The sequence below is a fragment of the Phyllobacterium sp. P30BS-XVII genome (assembly GCF_014138335.1).
GTDB classification, from domain to species: domain Bacteria; phylum Pseudomonadota; class Alphaproteobacteria; order Rhizobiales; family Rhizobiaceae; genus Phyllobacterium; species Phyllobacterium meliloti.
Map to the genome: position 1 here is coordinate 41,584 of NZ_JACGXO010000011.1, position 19,188 is coordinate 60,771.

General features: G+C 55.6%; 18 protein-coding genes and 2 pseudogenes. 13 read left to right on the forward strand and 7 right to left on the reverse strand.

Annotated elements, in window-relative coordinates; genetic code table 11:
* From FHW17_RS23270 to FHW17_RS23295, 7 genes and pseudogenes are all read left to right on the forward strand, one after another.
* A complete protein-coding gene (locus FHW17_RS23270; RefSeq protein WP_182510923.1) occupies positions 1–921 on the forward strand; it encodes an ABC transporter permease in 921 nt (306 codons plus the stop codon).
* A 30-nt stretch (positions 922–951) separates the two neighbouring features.
* A complete protein-coding gene (locus FHW17_RS23275) occupies positions 952–2,571 on the forward strand; it encodes an ABC transporter substrate-binding protein (protein WP_182510924.1) in 1,620 nt (539 codons plus the stop codon).
* A gap of 72 nt (positions 2,572–2,643) precedes the next feature.
* Positions 2,644–3,588 carry an acetamidase/formamidase family protein gene (locus FHW17_RS23280; RefSeq protein ID WP_113097225.1) on the forward strand — a complete coding sequence of 315 codons (945 nt, stop codon included), beginning with the start codon at positions 2,644–2,646 and terminating at the stop codon, positions 3,586–3,588.
* A 14-nt stretch (positions 3,589–3,602) separates the two neighbouring features.
* Positions 3,603–5,282 carry an ABC transporter ATP-binding protein gene (locus FHW17_RS23285; RefSeq protein ID WP_182510936.1) on the forward strand — a complete coding sequence of 560 codons (1,680 nt, stop codon included), beginning with the start codon at positions 3,603–3,605 and terminating at the stop codon, positions 5,280–5,282.
* 191 nt (positions 5,283–5,473) lie between these two features.
* Positions 5,474–5,826: pseudogene (locus FHW17_RS25285) on the forward strand (plasmid pRiA4b ORF-3 family protein).
* 27 nt (positions 5,827–5,853) lie between these two features.
* Complete coding sequence (locus FHW17_RS25290) at positions 5,854–6,081, forward strand: hypothetical protein (RefSeq protein WP_246707002.1); 228 nt, start codon at positions 5,854–5,856, stop codon at positions 6,079–6,081.
* A 119-nt stretch (positions 6,082–6,200) separates the two neighbouring features.
* The gene (locus tag FHW17_RS23295) at positions 6,201–6,347 is read left to right on the forward strand and encodes a hypothetical protein (RefSeq protein WP_162700446.1); all 147 of its coding nucleotides are present in this window, start codon (positions 6,201–6,203) and stop codon (positions 6,345–6,347) included.
* 67 nt (positions 6,348–6,414) lie between these two features.
* Here FHW17_RS23295 and FHW17_RS23300 read toward each other — a convergent pair whose 3' ends face one another.
* Together FHW17_RS23300 and FHW17_RS23305 are read right to left on the reverse strand one after the other, a co-directional pair.
* Positions 6,415–6,765 (reverse strand): hypothetical protein, encoded by a 351-nt coding sequence (locus tag FHW17_RS23300; protein WP_112526558.1) that lies wholly within the window; start codon positions 6,763–6,765, stop codon positions 6,415–6,417.
* 105 nt (positions 6,766–6,870) lie between these two features.
* Positions 6,871–7,797: an oxidoreductase gene (locus tag FHW17_RS23305; RefSeq protein ID WP_113097226.1), complete on the reverse strand. Its 927-nt coding sequence runs from the start codon at positions 7,795–7,797 to the stop codon at positions 6,871–6,873.
* Positions 7,798–7,916: 119 nt separating this feature from the next.
* On the opposite strand from FHW17_RS23305, the gene FHW17_RS23310 reads away from it, so the two are divergent.
* Together FHW17_RS23310 and FHW17_RS25295 are read left to right on the forward strand one after the other, a co-directional pair.
* On the forward strand, positions 7,917–8,561 hold the full coding sequence (locus tag FHW17_RS23310; protein ID WP_112526554.1) for a TetR/AcrR family transcriptional regulator: 645 nt from the start codon (positions 7,917–7,919) through the stop codon (positions 8,559–8,561).
* A gap of 162 nt (positions 8,562–8,723) precedes the next feature.
* A pseudogene (locus FHW17_RS25295) lies at positions 8,724–8,945 on the forward strand (SDR family oxidoreductase); the annotation flags it as partial.
* 22 nt (positions 8,946–8,967) lie between these two features.
* Here the strand turns inward: FHW17_RS25295 and fhuB are convergent.
* Genes fhuB through FHW17_RS23330 form a run of 3 tightly spaced genes read right to left on the reverse strand, consistent with a single transcriptional unit; the run spans position 8,968 to position 13,947 of the window.
* Positions 8,968–10,953, reverse strand: coding sequence for a Fe(3+)-hydroxamate ABC transporter permease FhuB (fhuB, locus tag FHW17_RS23320; RefSeq protein WP_182510925.1), 1,986 nt, complete (start codon positions 10,951–10,953; stop codon positions 8,968–8,970).
* Positions 10,950–11,822, reverse strand: coding sequence for an iron-siderophore ABC transporter substrate-binding protein (locus FHW17_RS23325; RefSeq protein WP_112526550.1), 873 nt, complete (start codon positions 11,820–11,822; stop codon positions 10,950–10,952). The genes fhuB and FHW17_RS23325 overlap by 4 nt, the downstream gene beginning before the upstream one ends.
* A 22-nt stretch (positions 11,823–11,844) precedes the next feature.
* On the reverse strand, positions 11,845–13,947 hold the full coding sequence (locus FHW17_RS23330) for a TonB-dependent siderophore receptor (protein ID WP_182510926.1): 2,103 nt from the start codon (positions 13,945–13,947) through the stop codon (positions 11,845–11,847).
* Positions 13,948–14,201: 254 nt separating this feature from the next.
* Here FHW17_RS23330 and FHW17_RS23335 point away from each other — a divergent pair, with 254 nt between their 5' ends.
* Complete coding sequence (locus FHW17_RS23335) at positions 14,202–15,131, forward strand: LysR substrate-binding domain-containing protein (RefSeq protein WP_112526641.1); 930 nt, start codon at positions 14,202–14,204, stop codon at positions 15,129–15,131.
* Between the two features lie 115 nt (positions 15,132–15,246).
* On the opposite strand, the gene FHW17_RS23340 is transcribed toward FHW17_RS23335, so the two are convergent.
* Together FHW17_RS23340 and FHW17_RS23345 are read right to left on the reverse strand one after the other, a co-directional pair.
* A complete protein-coding gene (locus tag FHW17_RS23340) occupies positions 15,247–15,558 on the reverse strand; it encodes a putative quinol monooxygenase (RefSeq protein ID WP_112526546.1) in 312 nt (103 codons plus the stop codon).
* A 13-nt stretch (positions 15,559–15,571) separates the two neighbouring features.
* Positions 15,572–15,952, reverse strand: a complete 381-nt coding sequence (locus FHW17_RS23345; RefSeq protein WP_112526544.1) for a hypothetical protein — start codon at positions 15,950–15,952, stop codon at positions 15,572–15,574.
* 167 nt (positions 15,953–16,119) lie between these two features.
* Here FHW17_RS23345 and FHW17_RS23350 point away from each other — a divergent pair, with 167 nt between their 5' ends.
* The 3 genes from FHW17_RS23350 to FHW17_RS23360 all read left to right on the forward strand — a co-directional run bounded on the left by FHW17_RS23350 (position 16,120) and on the right by FHW17_RS23360 (position 18,819).
* The gene (locus FHW17_RS23350) at positions 16,120–16,911 is read left to right on the forward strand and encodes a helix-turn-helix domain-containing protein (protein ID WP_112526543.1); all 792 of its coding nucleotides are present in this window, start codon (positions 16,120–16,122) and stop codon (positions 16,909–16,911) included.
* A 353-nt stretch (positions 16,912–17,264) separates the two neighbouring features.
* Entirely contained in the window at positions 17,265–18,149 is an 885-nt protein-coding gene (locus FHW17_RS23355) for an AraC family transcriptional regulator (RefSeq protein WP_182510937.1), read from the forward strand.
* A 250-nt stretch (positions 18,150–18,399) separates the two neighbouring features.
* On the forward strand, positions 18,400–18,819 hold the full coding sequence (locus FHW17_RS23360) for a GNAT family N-acetyltransferase (RefSeq protein ID WP_182510927.1): 420 nt from the start codon (positions 18,400–18,402) through the stop codon (positions 18,817–18,819).
* Positions 18,820–19,188: the final 369 nt, after the last annotated feature.

Sequence of the window (19,188 nt, forward strand, 5' to 3'; positions counted from 1 at the left end):
ATGGCCCTGCTCATTATGCGCCGTCTCGTGGAAACCGCGCTGATCCTTCTTGGCGTTGCTGCCATTACTTTCCTGCTGCTTTATGCCTTGCCTGCTGATCCCGCCCGCATGATTGCCGGGCGCAGCGCCACGGCACAAACGGTTGCCAATATCCGCCGGGAACTCGGTCTGGATCAGCCGCTTCTCGTGCAGTTCTGGACCTATGTGCAAGGCATACTCCAGGGCAATCTTGGTCGCTCCTACGCACAAAAGACCGATGTGGGCGCACTGATCCTCGCCCGACTTCCCGCAACCTTGATTTTGATGGCAGCTGGTATTTTCGTAGAGGTCGTTCTTGGCCTGACCCTTGGCGTCATAGCGGCCTTGCGCCGTGGCGGTGCGGTTGACCGCGTTGTGATGATGGCTTCGTTCGTCGGCGTTTCAGCACCGCAATTTGTTGTCGCGCTGCTGTTGCTTTACGTCTTTGCCGTCACGCTTGGTTGGTTCCCGATGAGCGGTTTTGGCACCGCTGCCCATGTGGTGCTGCCTGCCGCCACACTGGGTATTCTCGGTGCGGGCTGGTATGCCCGCATGGTCCGCTCGGCCATGATCGATGTGCTCAATCAGGATTATGTGCGCACGGCGCGGGCAAAGGGCCTGTCGTCCGCGCGTATTGTTTTGCGCCATGCCCTGCCCAATGCGCTTTTGCCGATCATTGCGATGATCGGTATCGATATCGGCCAGTTTATGGGCGGTGTCGTGGTGGTCGAAGCTGTTTATGGTTGGCCCGGCATCGGCCAGCTGGCCTGGCAGGCCATTCAACAGGTCGATATTCCGATCATCATGGGCGTCACCCTCGTTTCCGCACTCGCGATTGTTCTGGGCAACCTACTTGCCGACATCATCGCGCCGCTGCTCGATCCGCGCATCCGTGCGCGCTGAACTTCAACCAGAACAAGAAAAGGGAACAGAATGTTAAAACGCTGGCTTCGCAACACCACCATGGCAACGGTGCTCGCATTGGCGCCGCTGCCCGCTTGGGCACAGGAAACGCCGAAACAGGGCGGCGATGTCCTCATCACCTACAAGGATGACATTGCAACACTCGACCCAGCCGTGGGCTATGACTGGGTGAACTGGTCGATGATCAAGAGCCTTTATTCCAGGCTCATGGACTACACGCCGGGAACGCCTGATCTTGTTCCATCTCTTGCCCAGACTTTCGATGTCTCGCCGGATGGCCTGACCTATACATTCAAGCTGCGCACCGGTGTGAAGTTCACCAATGGCCGCGAACTCGTGGCGTCGGATGTGAAATATTCGATCGAACGCGCGGTCAATCCGAAGACCCAAGGCCCCGGCGCCGGTTTCTTCAGTGCGATCAAGGGTTATGAGGACGTGTCCGGTGGCAAGGCCACGACCCTTGAGGGTATCGAGGCTCCCGATGCCACCACGGTGATCTTCCATCTGTCACGACCGGATGCGACGTTCCTGCACGTTCTGGCTATCAATTTCGCTTCCGTCGTTCCGCAGGAGGCTGTTGAGGCCGCCGGTGGTGATTTCGGCAAGAAGCCCGTTGGCTCCGGCACATTCGTGCTGAAGGAGTGGACCATCGGCCAGCGTCTCGTGTTTGAGCGCAATCCCGATTATTTCGTCAAGGACATGCCGCATATCAACACGTTTACGGTCGAGGTTGGCCAGGAGCCGCTTGTTGCTCTGCTGCGCCTGCAAAAGGGTGAGGTCGATATCGCCGGTGATGGCATTCCTCCGGCAAAGTTCCTGGAGATCAAGAATTCTCGTGCCGGAGCCGGGATGATCGTGGACGGCGAACAGCTGCACACCGGCTATGTCTCGCTGAACACCAAGATCAAGCCATTCGACAATGTGAAAGTGCGTCAGGCGGTGAACATGGCCGTCAACAAGGAACGCATTACCCGCATTCTCAATGGCCGCGCCACACCGGCCAATCAGCCCCTGCCGCCCGCAATGCCCGGCTATGACAAGAGCTATACCGGCTATGCCTATGATGTGGCGAAAGCCAAGGCACTTTTGACTGAGGCTGGTTTCCCCGATGGGTTCCAGACAGTCCTCTATTCCACCAATACCGACCCGCAGCCGCGTATTGCCCAGGCAATCCAGCAGGATCTGGCGGCAATTGGCGTCAAGGCCGAAGTGCGCGCGCTGGCCCAGTCCAATGTGATTGCCGCAGGCGGTACGGAAGGCGAAGCGCCGATGATCTGGTCCGGCGGCATGGCGTGGATTGCTGACTTTCCCGATCCATCGAATTTCTACGGCCCGATCCTTGGTTGCTCCGGCGCGGTTGCCGGTGGCTGGAACTGGTCCTGGTATTGCAATGCCGATCTCGACAAGCGTGCGGTTGCGGCGGACTCGATGTCTGATCCGGCCAAAGCAACCGAACGTGCCGCTGTCTGGGGCAAGATATTCACCGATATCATGGCCGATGCACCGTGGATTCCTGTGATCAACGAACGCCGTGTTGTGGCTAAGTCGCCGCGCATGGGTGGCTCGGACAAGATCTATGTCGATCCGACCCGCGTTATCAATTACGACGCGATCTACGTGAAGCAGTAGACCTGCCCTTGCCTGTCACACCCTCGGGGAACACGCCCCGAGGGCATGCATCATTTTTCCGGGAGTTCTGACATGTGCATCGTCTGCACCCACACCATTCATCGCACAAAACATCATTTCGGCTGGAACCGCGATTTTGAACCGGCGCTGATTGCCAAGGCCGGTGAAACGATTCATTTCGAGTGTCTTGACTCATCTGGCGGCCAGCTGGGCAAGGGATCGACGCTAGAGACGCTCGATAGTCTCGATTTCAGCAAGATCAATCCCGTCACTGGCCCTGTCTATGTCGAGGGCGCCAAGCCGGGCGATGCACTGAAGGTGACGATCCGCCGCTTTGTGCCATCCGGTGTCGGCTGGACGGCCAATATTCCGGGCTTCGGTCTGCTGGCCGACCAGTTTCAGGAGCCCGCCCTGCATATGTGGAACTATGATCCCATCAGCATGGCACCGGCACTTTACGGACCCGGTGGCCGCGTGCCGCTCAAACCCTTTGCCGGAACGATTGGTGTTGCCCCTGCGGAAGCGGGGCTGCATTCGGTTGTTCCGCCCCGCCGGGTCGGCGGCAATCTCGACATACGCGATCTGACCTCGGGCGTGACGCTCTATCTTCCGGTTGAGGTGGACGGGGCGCTTTTCTCCATCGGCGATACCCATGCGGCGCAAGGTGACGGCGAAGTCTGCGGCACGGCGATTGAAAGCCAGATGGAAGTGGAAGCCACCATCGAGCTGGTGAAGGATGCGCGGCTGAAAAGCCCAAGGTTCACCACGACCGAACCGGTAACACGGCATCTGGATGGTGCGGGTTATGAGGTGACGACCGGCATCGGTCCGGACCTGATGACCGGCGCCCGCGAAGCTCTGATGCGCATGATCGATCTGCTGGGTGCAGAACATGGCATGAGCGCGATTGATGCCTATCTGCTCTGTTCGGTCTGCGGGGACCTGCGCATCAGCGAAATCGTCGATGCGCCCAACTGGGTGGTTTCCTTCTATTTCCCGAGGATCGTGTTCGCGTGATTGTGCCTGTTCCCATGCCTGTTCTGACTGTCCGTAATCTCTGTGTCGATGCCCGCACGCCGGAAGGCCGGCGGCGGGTTCTTGATGATATCAGTTTTGACCTTAATCTCGGGGAGACGCTGTGCATCGCGGGCGAATCCGGTTCCGGCAAATCGGTAACGTCTCTTTCCATCATGGGGTTGCTGCCGAAAGCGTCGCTGCAGGTGGCATCGGGCAGTATTCATCTTGGCGAGAAGAATCTGGTGGCCCTGTCACATCGTGCCATGCGCAGCGTGCGGGGCGGCGATGTGGCCATGGTGTTTCAAGAGCCGATGACCTCGCTCAATCCTGTGATGTCGATTGGAGCACAACTGACCGAGGCTATTTGCGAACATCAGGGCAGCGAAGGCGGCACGGCGCAGACGATTGCACGTCAGATGCTGGACGCCGTGCATATCACCGACCCGGCACGTCGTCTGACCCAGTATCCGCATGAGCTTTCCGGGGGAATGCGCCAGCGCGTCATGATTGCCATGGCGCTGTCCTGCCGTCCGAAAGTGCTGATTGCCGATGAGCCGACCACGGCGCTTGATGTGACAGTGCAGGCACAAATCCTCAAACTGATGCGTGAGTTGAAACAGGAATTCGGCGCATCGATTATCCTGATCACCCACGATATGGGCGTTGTTGCCGAAATGGCCGACCGCGTTGCGGTCATGCAGAACGGGCGCATCATTGAACAGGATGACGCGCTGTCGATCTTCGAGAAACCCACGCAAGCCTATACACAGGAATTGCTGGCGGCTGTCCCCCGTCTTGGTGCCCACACAGGCACCGATGGCCCGCCCCGTGTCAGCCCGCAGGCAGCAACCGCTGTTCCCCCATCACCCTCGCCGATCCTGCATGTGCGCAATCTGAATGTGACCTATGGCAGCCCCGCCCGATGGCTGTTCAAAGGCAAACCACACCTTGCCGCCGTCAATGATGTCTCGTTTGAGCTGCGTCCCGGCGAAACATTGGGGCTTGTTGGCGAAAGCGGTTCCGGCAAATCAACCACAGGTAAGGCGGTTCTTGGGCTGATCCCCTTCACCGGCGATGTCGTCATCGACAACAGGAACATTGCCGGGCTGAACGCACGCCAGATGCAGCCGGTGCGTCGTTCGGCACAGATGATTTTTCAGGACCCTTATGCCTCGCTCGATCCGCGCATGGCGGTTGGTGCGGCTATTGCCGAACCGTTGATCATTCACGGCCTTGGCGGGCGGAGCGAACGCGATGACCGGATAGCCGAACTATTGCGACGCGTTGGTTTGCAGCCCGACGCGGCGACACGCTATCCGCACGAATTTTCCGGCGGCCAGCGCCAGCGCATCTGCATTGCGCGGGCGCTGGCCCTGCAGCCAAAACTTATTGTTGCCGATGAAAGTGTTGCGGCACTTGATGTCTCAGTGCGGGCACGCGTGCTGGATCTCATGCTCGAATTGCAGGAGACGATGGGGCTTGCCTATCTCTTCATCTCGCATGACATGGCCGTGGTTGAGCGAATGTCCCACCACGTCGCTGTCATGCGTGGCGGGCGTATCGTCGAAATGGGAACCCGACGCGCGGTGTTTGAAAATCCACAGGACGATTATACGAAGGCGCTGATGGCAGCCGTGCCGATCCCAGATCCGAGAGCCCGACAGCTCAAAGATGACTTTTCGGAGAGAGCATGAGGAATTGTGTGGCAGTACCGGAACCATGGTGAATAAGGTAGAGGCAGTACGGTGATTTTCGCCGAGGTCAGCCGTTTTGAAACCGACACGCAAGAAGCGATATCCATCATCTGCAACTAATGGCGCACCAGTGCTGGGCGAAGCGCCCACGGGTCCTGCAATTCCGAATCTGGTTGATTGGCATGAGCCCAATGGTGTGGCGCCGTGTGCAGGTGCTGTCGACAATGACCGTGCGAGAGCTTCATGGCGTCCTTCAGGTCGCGATGGGTTGGAAAGCATCCACCTGTATCAGTTCATCGTCCACACGGCACGATACGGTTCGTGGGAAACCGCAGGCAAATCCCCAGACATTTCGCTCGGTGGCTTAAAGCTGCGAAAAGGTGGCCGGTTTCTATATGAATATGATCTCAACATTCCCTGGGAGCAAGAAATCCGACTTGAAGAGCGCTTTACTGCCAAAGCTCGCACACACTATCCCACATGCATCAACGGTCATGGCAATTGTCCGCTGGAGGATTGTGGAGGTCCTGAAGCCTGGATTTAGCAGGTAAACGATGTGCTGGGATACCAGATGTACGATGATCTCGCCATGGCGGCGGAGTTTCTAAAAGAGATCAGCGATACGCAATCTTTTGCACTCCTTGATGATCCGCATCGTGCGGCTGAATTGCGTGAGACTCTTTTCCGGATCGAACAGCGCGCAACACTTTTGGGAAAGTCGTTCAAACAGCGGAACGTCAACGAACGACTGCGACGGTCCGCATTTTGGACGAGTGCCTTCAGCTCCTCCGGGCGGTGATTACCATCCTGCGGCTCGCCCTTCCATTCGAAATAGACGCCGAGGTCGATATCGAACCCAGCACCAATCACCCAAGGCCGGATCTGCGTGCGAAACTTGTAGGATCCCTGAAGCCATGTTTGGATGGAGCAGCCGCTGTCCTCAGTAAGGCGCTTGACGGGAAATTCGGCGAGATCGTTCCAACGATACTTCTGCGCCGTGAATTGGTCGGCGGTGGGCGTGATCTGGTACGCTGCTCGATCTCCGCCAGGACGGATGCGGTATAGAGGCCGAGAAAGCCGCCACCGGCTAATTGAACTGTCCCCCAATCCGTGTTCGTTGGAAAGCTGACCATTATACCGTCCAGGTCCAGTCGATCGGATAGTTGAAAATCGGGGTGAACGTCACGCCGACCGCCTCCATTTCTCTCCGACCGTCAACGACCATCTCCTTCAGTCGATCTAATGCTGCCGCATGCTCATCCGTATCCCAGACGCTAATTTGCACGATCGAGCCCTTCGGCGATACACCTGCATAAAAGTGAAGGAGCCCCGGCAGCCGTCTGATGGCCGGGATTATATACTCCGATGTCTTCTTGCTTGCGCCGTCAACTTCGGCGAACCGGCTGGGGTCGAAACTGGCGCGCGAGACGCGAACAACAGCGGTGATCGGCAACGGCTCGGCCATTGTAATTCTATGGGTCATAGGGATCCTGCCTCCTGACAATACTTCACCATGTCCATCAGCGTACGAAAATCGAAACGCCTTGAATTCCCTCGCAGCGGTCTGCGTAGCTTTGCCTCCTCCTGGTTAAGAGCCCATATACTGGAACGAACGTACGCCGGTTAGCTCAACCGACAATTGCCAAAGGCGATCGGCAAGCACCGGATCTTTGGCAGAGGAAACTGCTTCGACCAACGTTGGATAACCCTTCATCTCATTGCGCCCATCTGGCCCGAAGAACTGACCGCCCTCAACGTCTGCAGCGCAAGCGGCGTACAAGAGGTTAAGGGCACCCATCTCAGCAGTTTGTGCCATGAAGCGATTGCCTATCCGCATAAAGAGGTTGAGAAACCCCGTCGGTCCGCTCAACTGCAGATTGGTGGCAGAATATCCGGGATGTGCAAGCAAACTCCGGACCGGTGATTGATGCGCCCGGAGGCGCCGATCCAATTCCAGCCCGAAAACAGCATTTGCGAATTTCGACTGCGCATAGAATGCAACCCGGCCATATGCCTTCGCGCCTGTCAGATCGTCAAAGCGAATAGTTCCACGTTTGTGAAGATCAGAGGTGACCGTAACCACTCGCGGATCTTGTCCCTTGCTCAATCGTTCAATTAACAATCCTGTCAGCGCGAAATGAGCCAGATGGTTGACGCCAAACTGCAACTCAAAACCCTGTGGTGTCAGTGTTCGTGGCGGCATCATAATGCCAGCATTGTTGATCAGGACATCGATGGCCGTTTCGTTGGTGATGAGCCCAAGTGCAAACTGTTTGACCTGTTCAAGATCCGCCATGTTAAAGATATGCAATTCCAGTTGCGCGCGGGGAACGATCAACCGAATCTGCGCAACGGCTGCCCGCCCCTTCGTTTCATCGCGCGCTGTCATTAGGACACGCGCGCCCCGGCGAGCCAATTCAAGGCTTGTGATATAGCCGAGACCACTGTTGGCTCCCGTCACCAGAAAAGTTCGTCCTGATTGATCAGGTATGTCGTTGGCTGTCCATAGAGCCATGGCGCACCTCTCATTTCCGCACTGCCGCACAATTGCGGACTGTGGGCTTTGCTCGGCATATAAACAGTGTATAGTTTCAGAATGACACATAATTTAATCACTGTATAGATACGACCACGATGTCATCGAAATCACATCCGCCAGCTGAAAAAGACGAAGGCCGTGACACTTACCATCACGGTGCTTTACGCAGCGCTTTGCTGCAGGCAGCCACTGATATTTTGCGCGAAAACGGACCTGAAGGTTTCTCATTGCGCGAAGCCGCGCGCCGGGCCGGGGTTTCTCCCGGCGCGCCTGCCCATCATTTTGGCAGTGTCGCCGGACTTTTAACGGAAGTTGCGATCGACGGATTCGTCGAACTTACCGAAGCCCTGCGCCAAGCTCGCACAACAAGTTCCAACCCGGGAAGCCAGCTCCGCTCACAGGGCGAGAGCTACGTCAGCTTTGCTATCGGCGCTCCGGGACGGTTTCAACTGATGTTCCGCCACGACCTGCTGCTTGAAAATGACGAGCGCCTTGGAGCTGCTGGGCAAGCGGCGCTGGCTGAGCTTGAAGCGAGTATTCGGGATTATCTTACTACAGGCCAATCCGCCGACGAAAGCCGCTTACAACCGCTGTTGCTGGGAGCATGGTCCACGGTTCATGGATTTGCACATCTGGCAATCGATGGAAAACTCCAGACCATGGCCTTCCCGAATTCGCTCGTTCATTTCGTCGCGCAGGCCTTGCCGGAAGTGTTGCTCGCGATGCTCCCGGACAGATAACCAAGAGAACTGTCTGGGCTCTGACAGACATCGCTTGGCAAGATTGGTGAAGGACCACTGGCATACGAGATGACGCTGCCAAGCCGCGGGACGTAACATGAATATTCTGGAAAATTTTCCTTGTGGGATCGTGTAGCACTTATCACGTGAGGCGGCCGCGGCCTTGGCTTCGAGATTGCGTGCGCCTTTGCTGACGCGGGCGCTCTTGTGATCATAACCGGACGTACCAGCGAAACATTGGAAAGCGCAGTAGCTGCCATCGTCAAGAATGGAGGCAGCACGCAGGCTACGGTCTTTGACGTCGCGGATACGGGGGTGAGCCGAGCTGCGATCGCCGAGATCAACAGAGACTTCGGGCGACTCGATAACGCCTTTTGCACCTAGACGTTCTTATGAAGATATCTCATCATATTTTGCGACTGATCAGCCAGATGAGATATGGCGCTCCAACCAGTGACGCAAAAAGGCCGAGCGGCTGTTCATAGGGAAACGTCACCGTCCGCGATCCCCAGTCTGCAACAAGCATCAATAGCATACCGATAAGGCAGGCGGCGAGCAGATGTGTTGCCGCGCCGCGAAATCCCGCCAGACGGGCCATATGGGGTGCCATAAGACCCACGAAACTCAGCGGTCCGACAAGCATTGATGCGGCAGCTGTCGATATGGCCGCGAGACTTATGAGAACAATACGGCTGCCCCGTTCCGATAAGCCCAATGAAAGAGGCATTGCATCACCGAGTGGCAATATTTCAAGCCAACGCACACAAAGCAGACTGACCAGCAATATGACGATTGCCAGTCCGGCCAAAACAATTGATTGCGTAAAGGTCACGGAGAGGGAAGAGCCGCTTATCCAGACCAGAATCTGCCACGACCGCGGATCACCGGTCGCGATCAGCAACGAAAGAATTGCGGAGGCGAGCGAGCTGATTGCAATTCCGGCGAGCAACAATCTATCTGTTGGGATATTCCGCTTTAGAACGTAAGCGGTGACAGCCAAAAGCACCACAATTGCGCCTATGGCCGCCCCGCCAAAGAGTTCGGCAGGTCCGGGAGCTGCGAAAATATAAAGCGCGGCTGCAAAGCCTACTCCGGCGCCGCCGCTGATACCCATGACCTCAGGTCCCGCCATTGGATTCCCGGTAATCCGCTGCATGACCGTACCCGCAAGCGCCAGAAGCGCGCCTGCTGATGCGGCAGCGAGAAGTCGCGGGCCGCGCCATGGAAGCAGGTCTTTAAAGACCGCTCCAGTTGAAATCACCCAGCCGTCGGGAATACGGCCCAGCGACAAGATCAAAAGCGCAAGCAACGGGATGATGGCGAGAAGAACCGCGAGCCAGACTATGGGTTGTCTCAGGCGATGCGCCAACTGTCCGGATTTTTGTGATGCAGGCTGACGCAATTTCAGTCGCGGCAATAGCCAAAGCAGCAAAGGGCCGCCGAGCAAGGCCGTTACTGCCCCGGTCGGAAAGGTTTCACCTGTCGAAGAACTGAGCAACTGTACGAAGCCATCAGCCAGCCACAGCAAAAATGCACCGGCGATTGGCGAGGCCACCAGCACGGATGAGGTACGCCGAATACCAGCCAGTCGCACCAGCGATGGCGCAGCCAGACCTACAAAGCTGACAAGGCCAACCGCCGCCGACACTGATGCCGCAAGCCAGACGGCCAATGCAACAACAGCCAGACGCAAGGCACCAACGCTCAATCCCAGGCTCCGCGCACTGCTGTCATCCAACCCGAGAATAACGAGAGGTCTGGCTAATATGGCTGTCGCAACGATGCCCAGCGCCAATTGGATGAGCAGGTTTCGTGTTGTCAGCCAATCCTGCTGACTGAGCGCGCCGCCATTCCACGCGACAAGCGACATAAGATATTCGCCTTGGGAAAGGACGAGCGCTGCGGAGAGCGCACCTGCGGTAATACTGATCAGCAAGCCGCCAAGGATCATCACAACCGGATCAAGATCACGCCGCGATCCGAGAATGAGAACAAGGGCCGCCGCACCGCCCGCCCCTGAGAGCGCGACAAGCCCACGGCTGCTTTCAATCAGATTTGGGGCGTAGAGCGTTGCCATGACCATGGCCAGCTGCGCGCCGGATGAGATGCCCAAAGTGGAAGGATCGGCAATCGGGTTGCGCAGCAGGCGTTGCAACAGCGCCCCTGAGAGACCAAGAGCAGCACCGCACAACAAGGCAACAGCAGCGCGTGGCAGCAATCCGTACACGATGATGATCTGGTCGATTGTCATCGATCCGGGATCAAACGGCAGTGACGGCCATCCACTGGCAGGAGCGTAACGCAAGATATTGTAAAGGCACAATAAAGCGGCCGTGCAACCCGTTACGGACCACAGGAGGCGGCGGCGAATGCGTTGCGTGGCGTAACTCATAGCGCGTCCGGGTGCTGTGTCAGCGCCACATGAAACAAGCGCGCAAAACGCATTGCAGCCGGTACTCCGCCGTGAGGGTTCACATTGTCCAATTGCACCACACGCCGGTTTTTCACGGCCGGCAGGGCATTCCACAGAATACTGTTTTTCAAGGCTTCCCTTGCTTCCACCGGAATGTCGGAGACGATGAGAATACGGGCTTCGGGAACTTCTGCCAACCTCTCTATCGGCACGGGAGCCGCAAAACTGAACTGGGATCGCTCCATCCATGCATTGGCCAGCCCCAGACGCACAAGAACGTCACCAAACATGCTGTCCGCACCGAAGGCACGAAAATGACGGGCATCACCAATATTGATCAGATAGGTCGGACGCAGTGCGAACCGCGCAAGATCAGTCTGATATCGATCGATCGCAGCGTTCGTCTCGGCAAGCAGCGTCTCGGCCCTCGCCTCTACACCAAGTATTTTTCCCAGCGACGCGACAGCAGCGAGAGCCTTTTCGAAGGGAGGTTCGCCTTTAACGTAGAATGGCAAGGAAATGACCTGACCTATCTCCGCAAACTTGGATTGATTGCGCGCATAGAAGGGAGAACTCAGAATAATATCCGGGGTCATTAACCGCAAAAGCTCAAAATTGGGTGATCCGCGCAGACCCAGATCCGTAATATCAGGCGGAAGCGATGGTTCGATGGCTTCCTTGCGGAACTGCTTCAATTCGGTTGCCGCAACAACAGACGCACCAAGCGCGAGTGCCGTTTCCAGCATCGCCCAATCAATGGCAGCAATGCGTTTGCCCTGAGCCCGCGAAATGCCGGGAACCAGACTGAATGCCGCAAGAAGGCCAAGCGCTTTCCGGCGCGATATCATGGCAGCATTCCCAAAGGCTTTTTCACCAACTATAGCTCAAGCTACCAATCACACTGCGCCCCTCGCCATAGGTGCATCCAAAGCTGCAGCTGGCGACATAATCATTATCCGCGATATTGTTCACGTTTAGCGCCGCTTTGAAATCCCCCTTCTTGTAGCGAATGGCGGCATCAAACAATGTTGCAGATGGCAGATTGATAGTGTTCGCATCATTGCCATAGCGCTTGCCGATATAGCGAACGCCGCCGCCAATCGAAAAACCATCAAGGGCGGTGTCCGGTTGGAACGCATAGTTCAACCACAGGCTGGCCATATGCTCGGGTATATTGGCCGGAGTGTTGCCGGTGGTCGTGGCCGTAATGACACCGCGTGTCACGGTATCTGTACCCTCCACTATATCAGCACTCGTATAGGTGTAGCTTCCGGTCAGATCCAACCCCTGCTTCAGGCTTGCGACACCTTCAAGCTCAAATCCACGCGAGCGAACCTCGCCGGACTGGGTCGTTACCCGTTGCAGGTTCCCCCCGACAAGACCTGCTTGATTCACAACAACATTGGTTCGTGTAAGGTCATAATAGCTGGCGGTGATAAAACTGTCATGGCCGGTTGGCTGATACTTCACGCCCAGTTCAAACTGCTCGCCTTCCGATGGCTTGTAGGGATCACCAGCGGTGGTGCGCCCTACTTGCGGGTCGAACGAGGTTGAATAGCTGACATAGGGCGCAAGGCCATTGTCAAACAGATAGACCGCGCCAGCCCGGCCACTGACGGCGGAATCATCCGCCTGATAGTCGCCAAGCGTATCCGTGATGTTGGACCAGTCCTGACGAAGCCCTAAAGTCACTGTCAGTTTGTCAAACTTCAACTGGTCCTGCGCATAAAGACCCGTTTGCCGCAGCCTGTCATTGGAGATTGTCGTTGAGGCGGGATTGTATCTGATGGTTGCGCCATAAACGGGATCGTAAACATCAATCGGGGTCTGCCCGGTCGAGAAATTAGACGAGCGATATTGCTTGTGATCACGATAATCGAGCCCGAACAAAAGCTTGTGTTCAAGCGGGCCGGTGTCGAATGTTGCTTCGAGCTGATTATCGACGCCGAAGCTGGAAATATCCTCTTCCTGAAAGGAAGCACTGCGATTCACGGTATGATAGTCAGGCCGAAGCGATGAAAAATAGACATTCTGATAATCGAAGTCGACATTCACATATTGGGCATTCTGTCTGAATTCCCACGTCTCGTTGAAACGGTGACGGAATTCATAGCCCAAAGTCATCGTCAGACTTTTCGAGCGATCAAAATCAGGCTCGCCAATATAGGTGCTTCTCGATATTTTTCCGCCATAGGGATTTGGATCAAGCGTTCCCGCCTGTGGCAGTCCAAGCGGGGAATTGCCTTTATCGTATTGCAGGCTGGCAAGCACCGTTAGCGACGTATCGGCGTCGGGAGACCAGGTAATGGCCGGCGCAATGTAGACGCGATTGTCTTCCACATAATCCTGCTGCGTATTCGCCAGACGACCAAGTCCAGTCAGCCGATACGATACGTCCTCGTTGACAACACCGCCAATATCAAACTTGCCCACATAGCGCTGGTTGCTTCCGACCTCGGTGCTGAAATCGCGAAACTCCGTAAAAGTCGGGCGCTTGGCAATAAGATTGACAATCCCGCCCGGTACAGCCTGTCCGTAAAGCACCGATGCCGGACCTTTGAGAACCTCGATACGCTCCATCCCATAGGGCTCGAACGCCAAAGCGCCGAAATCGCGAATGAAACGGAAGCTGTTGAGGTAGATATTCTGCTCGGCGGAAAAACCTCGGATAATCGGGTCAGAGAATCTGGGATCGCCGCCAAAGGGCTCACTGAAAACACCCGCCGTATAATTCAGCGCCTCGCTGACACCCTGCACGCCGCGATCATCCAGCTGTTTGCGCGTGATCACGCTTACCGCCTGCGGAATCTCGATCAGCGGTGTTGATGTTTTTGACCCCGTTACAGTCGTTGGCGCCACGTAGCCATCGACGGGACCTGTCGGATTGTCCTCGTTCGCTTTGATTATGATTGGGTCAAGGACAATCGCATTACCCGCCTCCTGCGCGTATACAGGCGACGTAAACGGAAACACGACACACCCCGCAAGCACTACCCTCGTTGCCCGCAACAATTTCAACTTCGACCCCATACCCACCTTAACGCCTTATATTCGGCTATCCCGCGATCACAAGATCGAACGCAGGATAAATCTTGATTAAATATCTCATCTTTATAAATAAGGATTGCCGCTTGATCCAATAAGTGACGCCGGGTATTTTCAGAAGTCATACTTATGAAAAACAGACGAGTTCATAGGTTGTAATTATTCTAATTCGAATGGGTGACATGAGCACGATCCACACCACGCGCGCCGGTAGTTTTGAGCTTAGACATCTGCGGTATTTCGTGGCTCTGGTGGAAGAGCACAATTTCGAGCGTGCAGCGGCGCGGCTTGGAATAGCGCAGCCCGGTCTAAGCCAGCAGATCATAAATCTTGAATCGATTGTGGGCGTGCCGCTGCTCGACAGGAGCCGCCGCTCGGTGCGGCTGACAGCCTCCGGCCAACTGCTCTTTGAGGAAGCAAAAAAGGTTCTGGCGCAAGCGGATGCCACCCTCGCCGCATTGAAGCGCGTCGGGCGCGGTGAGACGGGCAGAATTTCAATCGGCTATGTCGCTTCTGCCGCCCATTGCGGCGTGCTGATCGCAACCATCAACGGTTTTAGGCAGGCTTATCCCGACGTGGAATTGCAATTGGTCGAGATGGAGATGCTACAGCAACTCACCGAACTTGCAGATGGAACGTTGGATTTCAGCTACATCAGGCCGCCGGCCCCAATCCCTTCCGGCATCACGACGAGCGTTATATTGAGAGAGCCACTCGTTGTCGCATTGCCGGACACGCACCCCTTGGCGTCAAGCACGAACATCGACCTCATTGGACTGTCAAAGCACACCTTCATAGCGCCTCGACAATCGCCAGATGTTGGATTCCACAGGAACACAATTTTGGCCTGTAACGAAGCCGGGTTTCAGCCGGTGATCAATCCCAACGGACGCGATTTTCTTACTATAGCCAGTATGGTTGCTGTCGGACTTGGAATAGCCCTCGTACCCAAATCGCTTGATTGCCTTCACTTGCCCGGCATTCGCTACATACCAATCATTGATAACAAGACAACCTCGGAACTTGCAGTTGCCCATAGGAAAACCGAAGCATCCCCTACTGTACGAGCATTCATTCTCCACAACAGGGCTGTATCTTCACTCCCTGTTTAGTGCGGGCAGCAGATAAACTGGAAGGCCTACCTGGAAATCTTCGGTATTCTCGATTAGTGATATAAAGTCCGTAGTTGTTCTCTTTCCCGCAATCCCAGTGATCACGCGATCGTGGTTATTGCTGTAAACGATCCGAGCGGACAGGTTTCCATATCGAAATGTCGCGGTCTTTCTCAAGCAATTCGGGTAATGCTTCGTGCCACGCCAGCCGGTAGGGCCGCTGTAGCTGCACGTTCAGCACGTCGTCGTGATTTTCCCATGTCTCATAGAGCATGAAACGGCAATCCGATGCCGGATCGCTGTGGAGAACGGCTTCATGGAACATGGGTTCAGATCGCATTGCGTCTAGCACGCCCTCAAGAAGCGAAAGGAAGCGCGATCGTTGTTGAGCGACGACATCGAACGTAATGACATAAGTGACGGACATGGGCCCCTCCTCTTCAGGCGCGCGTGAGCGGCTCGGTGAACTGATAGTCGGAAATGATGAGACCGCTTTCATCCAGAAGCAGGACGTCGGAGCCAACGGCGTTGATGGTATCCGATTTTGGGTCAACCATCACCCAATGGAACTTGACGACGTCGTGATGGCCCAGCGGCTCGCCCGCGACCTGGAAGACAAATCCCTGCTCTCGAACGAATTTGTTATGGGACTCCTCAATTCGGGCTTCCAATCTATCATAGCCTTTGACATCTCGGGTCGGCGTGAAATGCAAGCCGTCCTGCACCCATAGCCTCTCGATGCCGTTACGGCGCTTCATCTGGTCCGGCTCGTTCCAGACGGCCACATATCTGTTCGCCAATTTCTCAAAATCCGTCATCATATCGCTTTCTCTTCGCCGAAGTTGCGTGGTCAGCCGATAATGAGACAATGCAGACCATCAAGTCAGCTACCTGGAAGGTAGTTTTCACGACGATCTTTGCGCGTTATTCTTTATCTCATATTCGCGACAGATAATTACACGCCCAATCATTGGAAGTACAGATAGAGATGCTACAAGCGACCGTAAGCTTCGGGAAACAACTTTGCGAATGGCGCCGACGGCGCAGGCTTTCGCAACTGGCCCTCGCATTGCAGGTCAGCGTATCTGTGCGCCATCTGGGCTTCCTGGAATTGGGCCGTGCAGCGCCGAGCCGTGGTCTGGTGCTGCGCCTGGCGGAGGAACTGGATATTCCTTTGCGCGAACGGAATGTCTGGTTGATTGCAGCGGGCTTTGCGCCTGTCTTTCATGAAACGCCGCTTCACGATCCTTCGATCCAGCCTTTACTGTCCGCTATCGGACGCACTATCGAGGCGCATAAGCCCTTTCCCGCATTTGCAATTGATCGGCATTGGAATGTGGTGGCGTCAAATGCCGCTCTTCAGGAGTTATATGAGGGGGTCAGTGCCGAGTTGCTGGAGCCTCCCGTCAACGTTATGCGTCTATCGCTCCATCCCGATGGTCTTGCACCGCGAATATTCAATCTCGACGACTGGGCCGATCATCTTCTGACAAGATTGCGACGCGAAGTCGAACTGACCGCCGACCCACGACTGTGTGACCTGCTGAAGGAAGCCGAGGCATTGCATGGATCATCCGGGAAACCGGCTCATTCACATCACGCTTCCGCATTCGCGATCCCGTTGCGTATCCAGACAAGACTAGGCCTTCTGTCATTCTTCAGCACGGTCACTGTCTTCGGCACGCCAGTGGATATCACGATCTCGGAAATCGCGCTTGAAATGCTCTATCCTGCTGACCATGAGACTGATTTGATCGTGAGAGCAGCTCCAGCAAAATGAGCACTTTTCAGATCAAACATCGCTTCGTATTCGCCCCCGGGAATTCGGATACCCAAGTAAATTTTCAACATTGCTCCGTATTGCCGCGATACCTTTGCGAGGATCGATTTTGGGGCTGTCTCCTGTAGCCAGACCGCAGCCCCAGTGCCGGTTCAATGAACGTCAGGTGGGCGATAAACTCAACAATCCCTCTCGAATGAAATGTTCGAATGTACAAGTGCCGCGCAGGCGTCTCGAACAAACAAAGCGCGTTATCCGTACTTCTGCAAAGTTCACAGACCCAAAATCGCAAGATCGGTCGAGCGCAAAATGCACGGAAAGGTGTAACTGATGTCGTCACGAAGAAAGAGACGATGAAGATAGCGCTTAAAAACTACCGTGCCCGAATGCAGCGGGTGCTAACCCATATAGATGAACACCTTGATGACGATCTGGATCTGGAAACTGTGAGCCGCATCGCGGCATTCTCGAAGTTCCATTTCCAGCGGCAATTCATGGCAACCTTTGGATTGTCCATGCACCGCTATATCCAGCTCTCGCGTATGAAGCGTGCGTCACACGGGCTTGCCTGCAGAGACGGACAGAGCGTCACCGACATCGCTATGGATGCTGGTTACGAAGCACCGGATGCCTTCGCCCGCGCATTTCGGCAACGGTTAGGACAATCGCCGTCGTCATTCCGTAAATCTCCCGATTGGGCAACGTGGCTTGTGGCCTTCGGGCCGATCGACAACGCAAGGAATAAGTTCATGCATATAATCTTTGACCACGATGACGTAACTATAAGAGATGTCCCTGCAACGCCGGTGGCTATCATGCAGCATCGGGGTGACCGGGCAGGACTTGCGGAGACATTCAAGCGCTTCAGGGCCTGGAGCAAGGCAAACGGCTTATCGCCGGAGACAAGTTCTACGTTCATGGTCTTCCGCTCCGAAAGAGAGCCTGCGATCGCTGCCGATTATAGCATGGATCTATGTATCAGTACTGATCGGCCGATTGAGGCGAACCATGAGCGCATGAAGGCCGGCGAAATTCCTGGCGGACGTTGCGCGGTATTGCGTTATCCAGGCAATACCAACAATCTGGAGCCTGCTGCGTTCTACCTTTATCGGGATTGGCTTCCGGCCAGCGGCGAAGAAGCACGTGATTTCCCGATCTATTGTCAACGCCGGCTGTCGTTCATTCCAGAGGCATCAGCATATGAGGTGATTACAGACCTGTTTCTGCCGCTGAAATAGTTCGCTGGATATCTATTCCGATATGGCCGTGATCGTTCGCAATAATGAGGACTAGGGAGACCAAACAATCATTGGCCACTTTGCGCACGCATCCGGTCGTTAAACCAAGCTACGACATTTCCTTAAAGCTGCCGTTCTGCGTACGGGATCTGGCTGTCTGGTTTGAGGTGGAAAGTGGACTGTCTTCGTTAAGGCAATATTGGATGGATGCGGACCTTGCCTGAACAACGGCGACGATCTAAGGGTGAGTATGCCTTTTCCTTCATCTCTCAATTCGGGAATTGCTGAATGGCGCGGAGCCTTCGAGAACGCGGAGGTCAACGCTCTCCACGCGAAATGCTTTGAACACCGGGCGTCGGCGGACGACTGGTGGGCCCAAGTCAATCACTTCAGTCTCGGATGGGTTTGCATTCGTCGATCCGCAAGGTTGGTCGGGTTCGTGAACGTGGCGTGGGATGGGGGAGTGCATGCTTTTATTCTGGACACCATGGTCGATCCCGCTTTCCAACGCCAGGGTATTGCGAAGGCCCTGATCGAAGAGGCTGTCGCCCATGCAAGGCGGACCGACTGCGAGTGGCTGCATGTAGACTTCGATCCACATCTCAGGCCGTTTTATTTCGACGCCTGTGGCTTCAAACCGACGAACGCCGGCCTGATCCCATTGAAATGAGATAACAGCTTTTGGAATCGGCACCACTACCTATCGGCAGTTGGCGTGAGGTCGGTTGCCGAAGGGCAACTGTTCTTTGAGCAAGACTGAAACCGGACGAGCCATGTTGGCACAGTCCAATTGCTAACGCCTTGAACGGGTACGAACCGAAAGCCATGCAATTGACAAAAGGCTTCGCCAAATCCGATGCCACGGATCGCAGTACGGAATTTATGGAACTCAGAGAATTGCGTAAATGTCTACTGCCCTTGCACTTTGCTTTCTTTCGAGCCCGCATTTGACTGGGCTTGAGCACATTAGGAGCTGGTGAACCTCAACACCAATAGGCCCGAACGTGATGATGTGGAACGGCCCCTCCCGAACGGCATC

What these genes read in the sequence shown, in the direction of transcription:
- FHW17_RS23270 (WP_182510923.1), top strand. Translation starts at nt 1, where the DNA reads ATGGCCCTGCTCATTATGCGCCGTCTCGTGGAAACCGCGCTGATCCTT.
- FHW17_RS23275 (WP_182510924.1), top strand. Translation starts at nt 952, where the DNA reads ATGTTAAAACGCTGGCTTCGCAACACCACCATGGCAACGGTGCTCGCA.
- FHW17_RS23280 (WP_113097225.1), top strand. Translation starts at nt 2,644, where the DNA reads ATGTGCATCGTCTGCACCCACACCATTCATCGCACAAAACATCATTTC.
- FHW17_RS23285 (WP_182510936.1), top strand. Translation starts at nt 3,603, where the DNA reads ATGCCTGTTCTGACTGTCCGTAATCTCTGTGTCGATGCCCGCACGCCG.
- FHW17_RS25290 (WP_246707002.1), top strand. Translation starts at nt 5,854, where the DNA reads ATGTACGATGATCTCGCCATGGCGGCGGAGTTTCTAAAAGAGATCAGC.
- FHW17_RS23300 (WP_112526558.1), bottom strand. Translation starts at nt 6,765, where the DNA reads ATGACCCATAGAATTACAATGGCCGAGCCGTTGCCGATCACCGCTGTT.
- FHW17_RS23305 (WP_113097226.1), bottom strand. Translation starts at nt 7,797, where the DNA reads ATGGCTCTATGGACAGCCAACGACATACCTGATCAATCAGGACGAACT.
- FHW17_RS23310 (WP_112526554.1), top strand. Translation starts at nt 7,917, where the DNA reads ATGTCATCGAAATCACATCCGCCAGCTGAAAAAGACGAAGGCCGTGAC.
- fhuB (WP_182510925.1), bottom strand. Translation starts at nt 10,953, where the DNA reads ATGAGTTACGCCACGCAACGCATTCGCCGCCGCCTCCTGTGGTCCGTA.
- FHW17_RS23325 (WP_112526550.1), bottom strand. Translation starts at nt 11,822, where the DNA reads ATGATATCGCGCCGGAAAGCGCTTGGCCTTCTTGCGGCATTCAGTCTG.
- FHW17_RS23335 (WP_112526641.1), top strand. Translation starts at nt 14,202, where the DNA reads ATGAGCACGATCCACACCACGCGCGCCGGTAGTTTTGAGCTTAGACAT.
- FHW17_RS23340 (WP_112526546.1), bottom strand. Translation starts at nt 15,558, where the DNA reads ATGTCCGTCACTTATGTCATTACGTTCGATGTCGTCGCTCAACAACGA.
- FHW17_RS23345 (WP_112526544.1), bottom strand. Translation starts at nt 15,952, where the DNA reads ATGATGACGGATTTTGAGAAATTGGCGAACAGATATGTGGCCGTCTGG.
- FHW17_RS23350 (WP_112526543.1), top strand. Translation starts at nt 16,120, where the DNA reads ATGCTACAAGCGACCGTAAGCTTCGGGAAACAACTTTGCGAATGGCGC.
- FHW17_RS23355 (WP_182510937.1), top strand. Translation starts at nt 17,265, where the DNA reads ATGAAGATAGCGCTTAAAAACTACCGTGCCCGAATGCAGCGGGTGCTA.
- FHW17_RS23360 (WP_182510927.1), top strand. Translation starts at nt 18,400, where the DNA reads ATGCCTTTTCCTTCATCTCTCAATTCGGGAATTGCTGAATGGCGCGGA.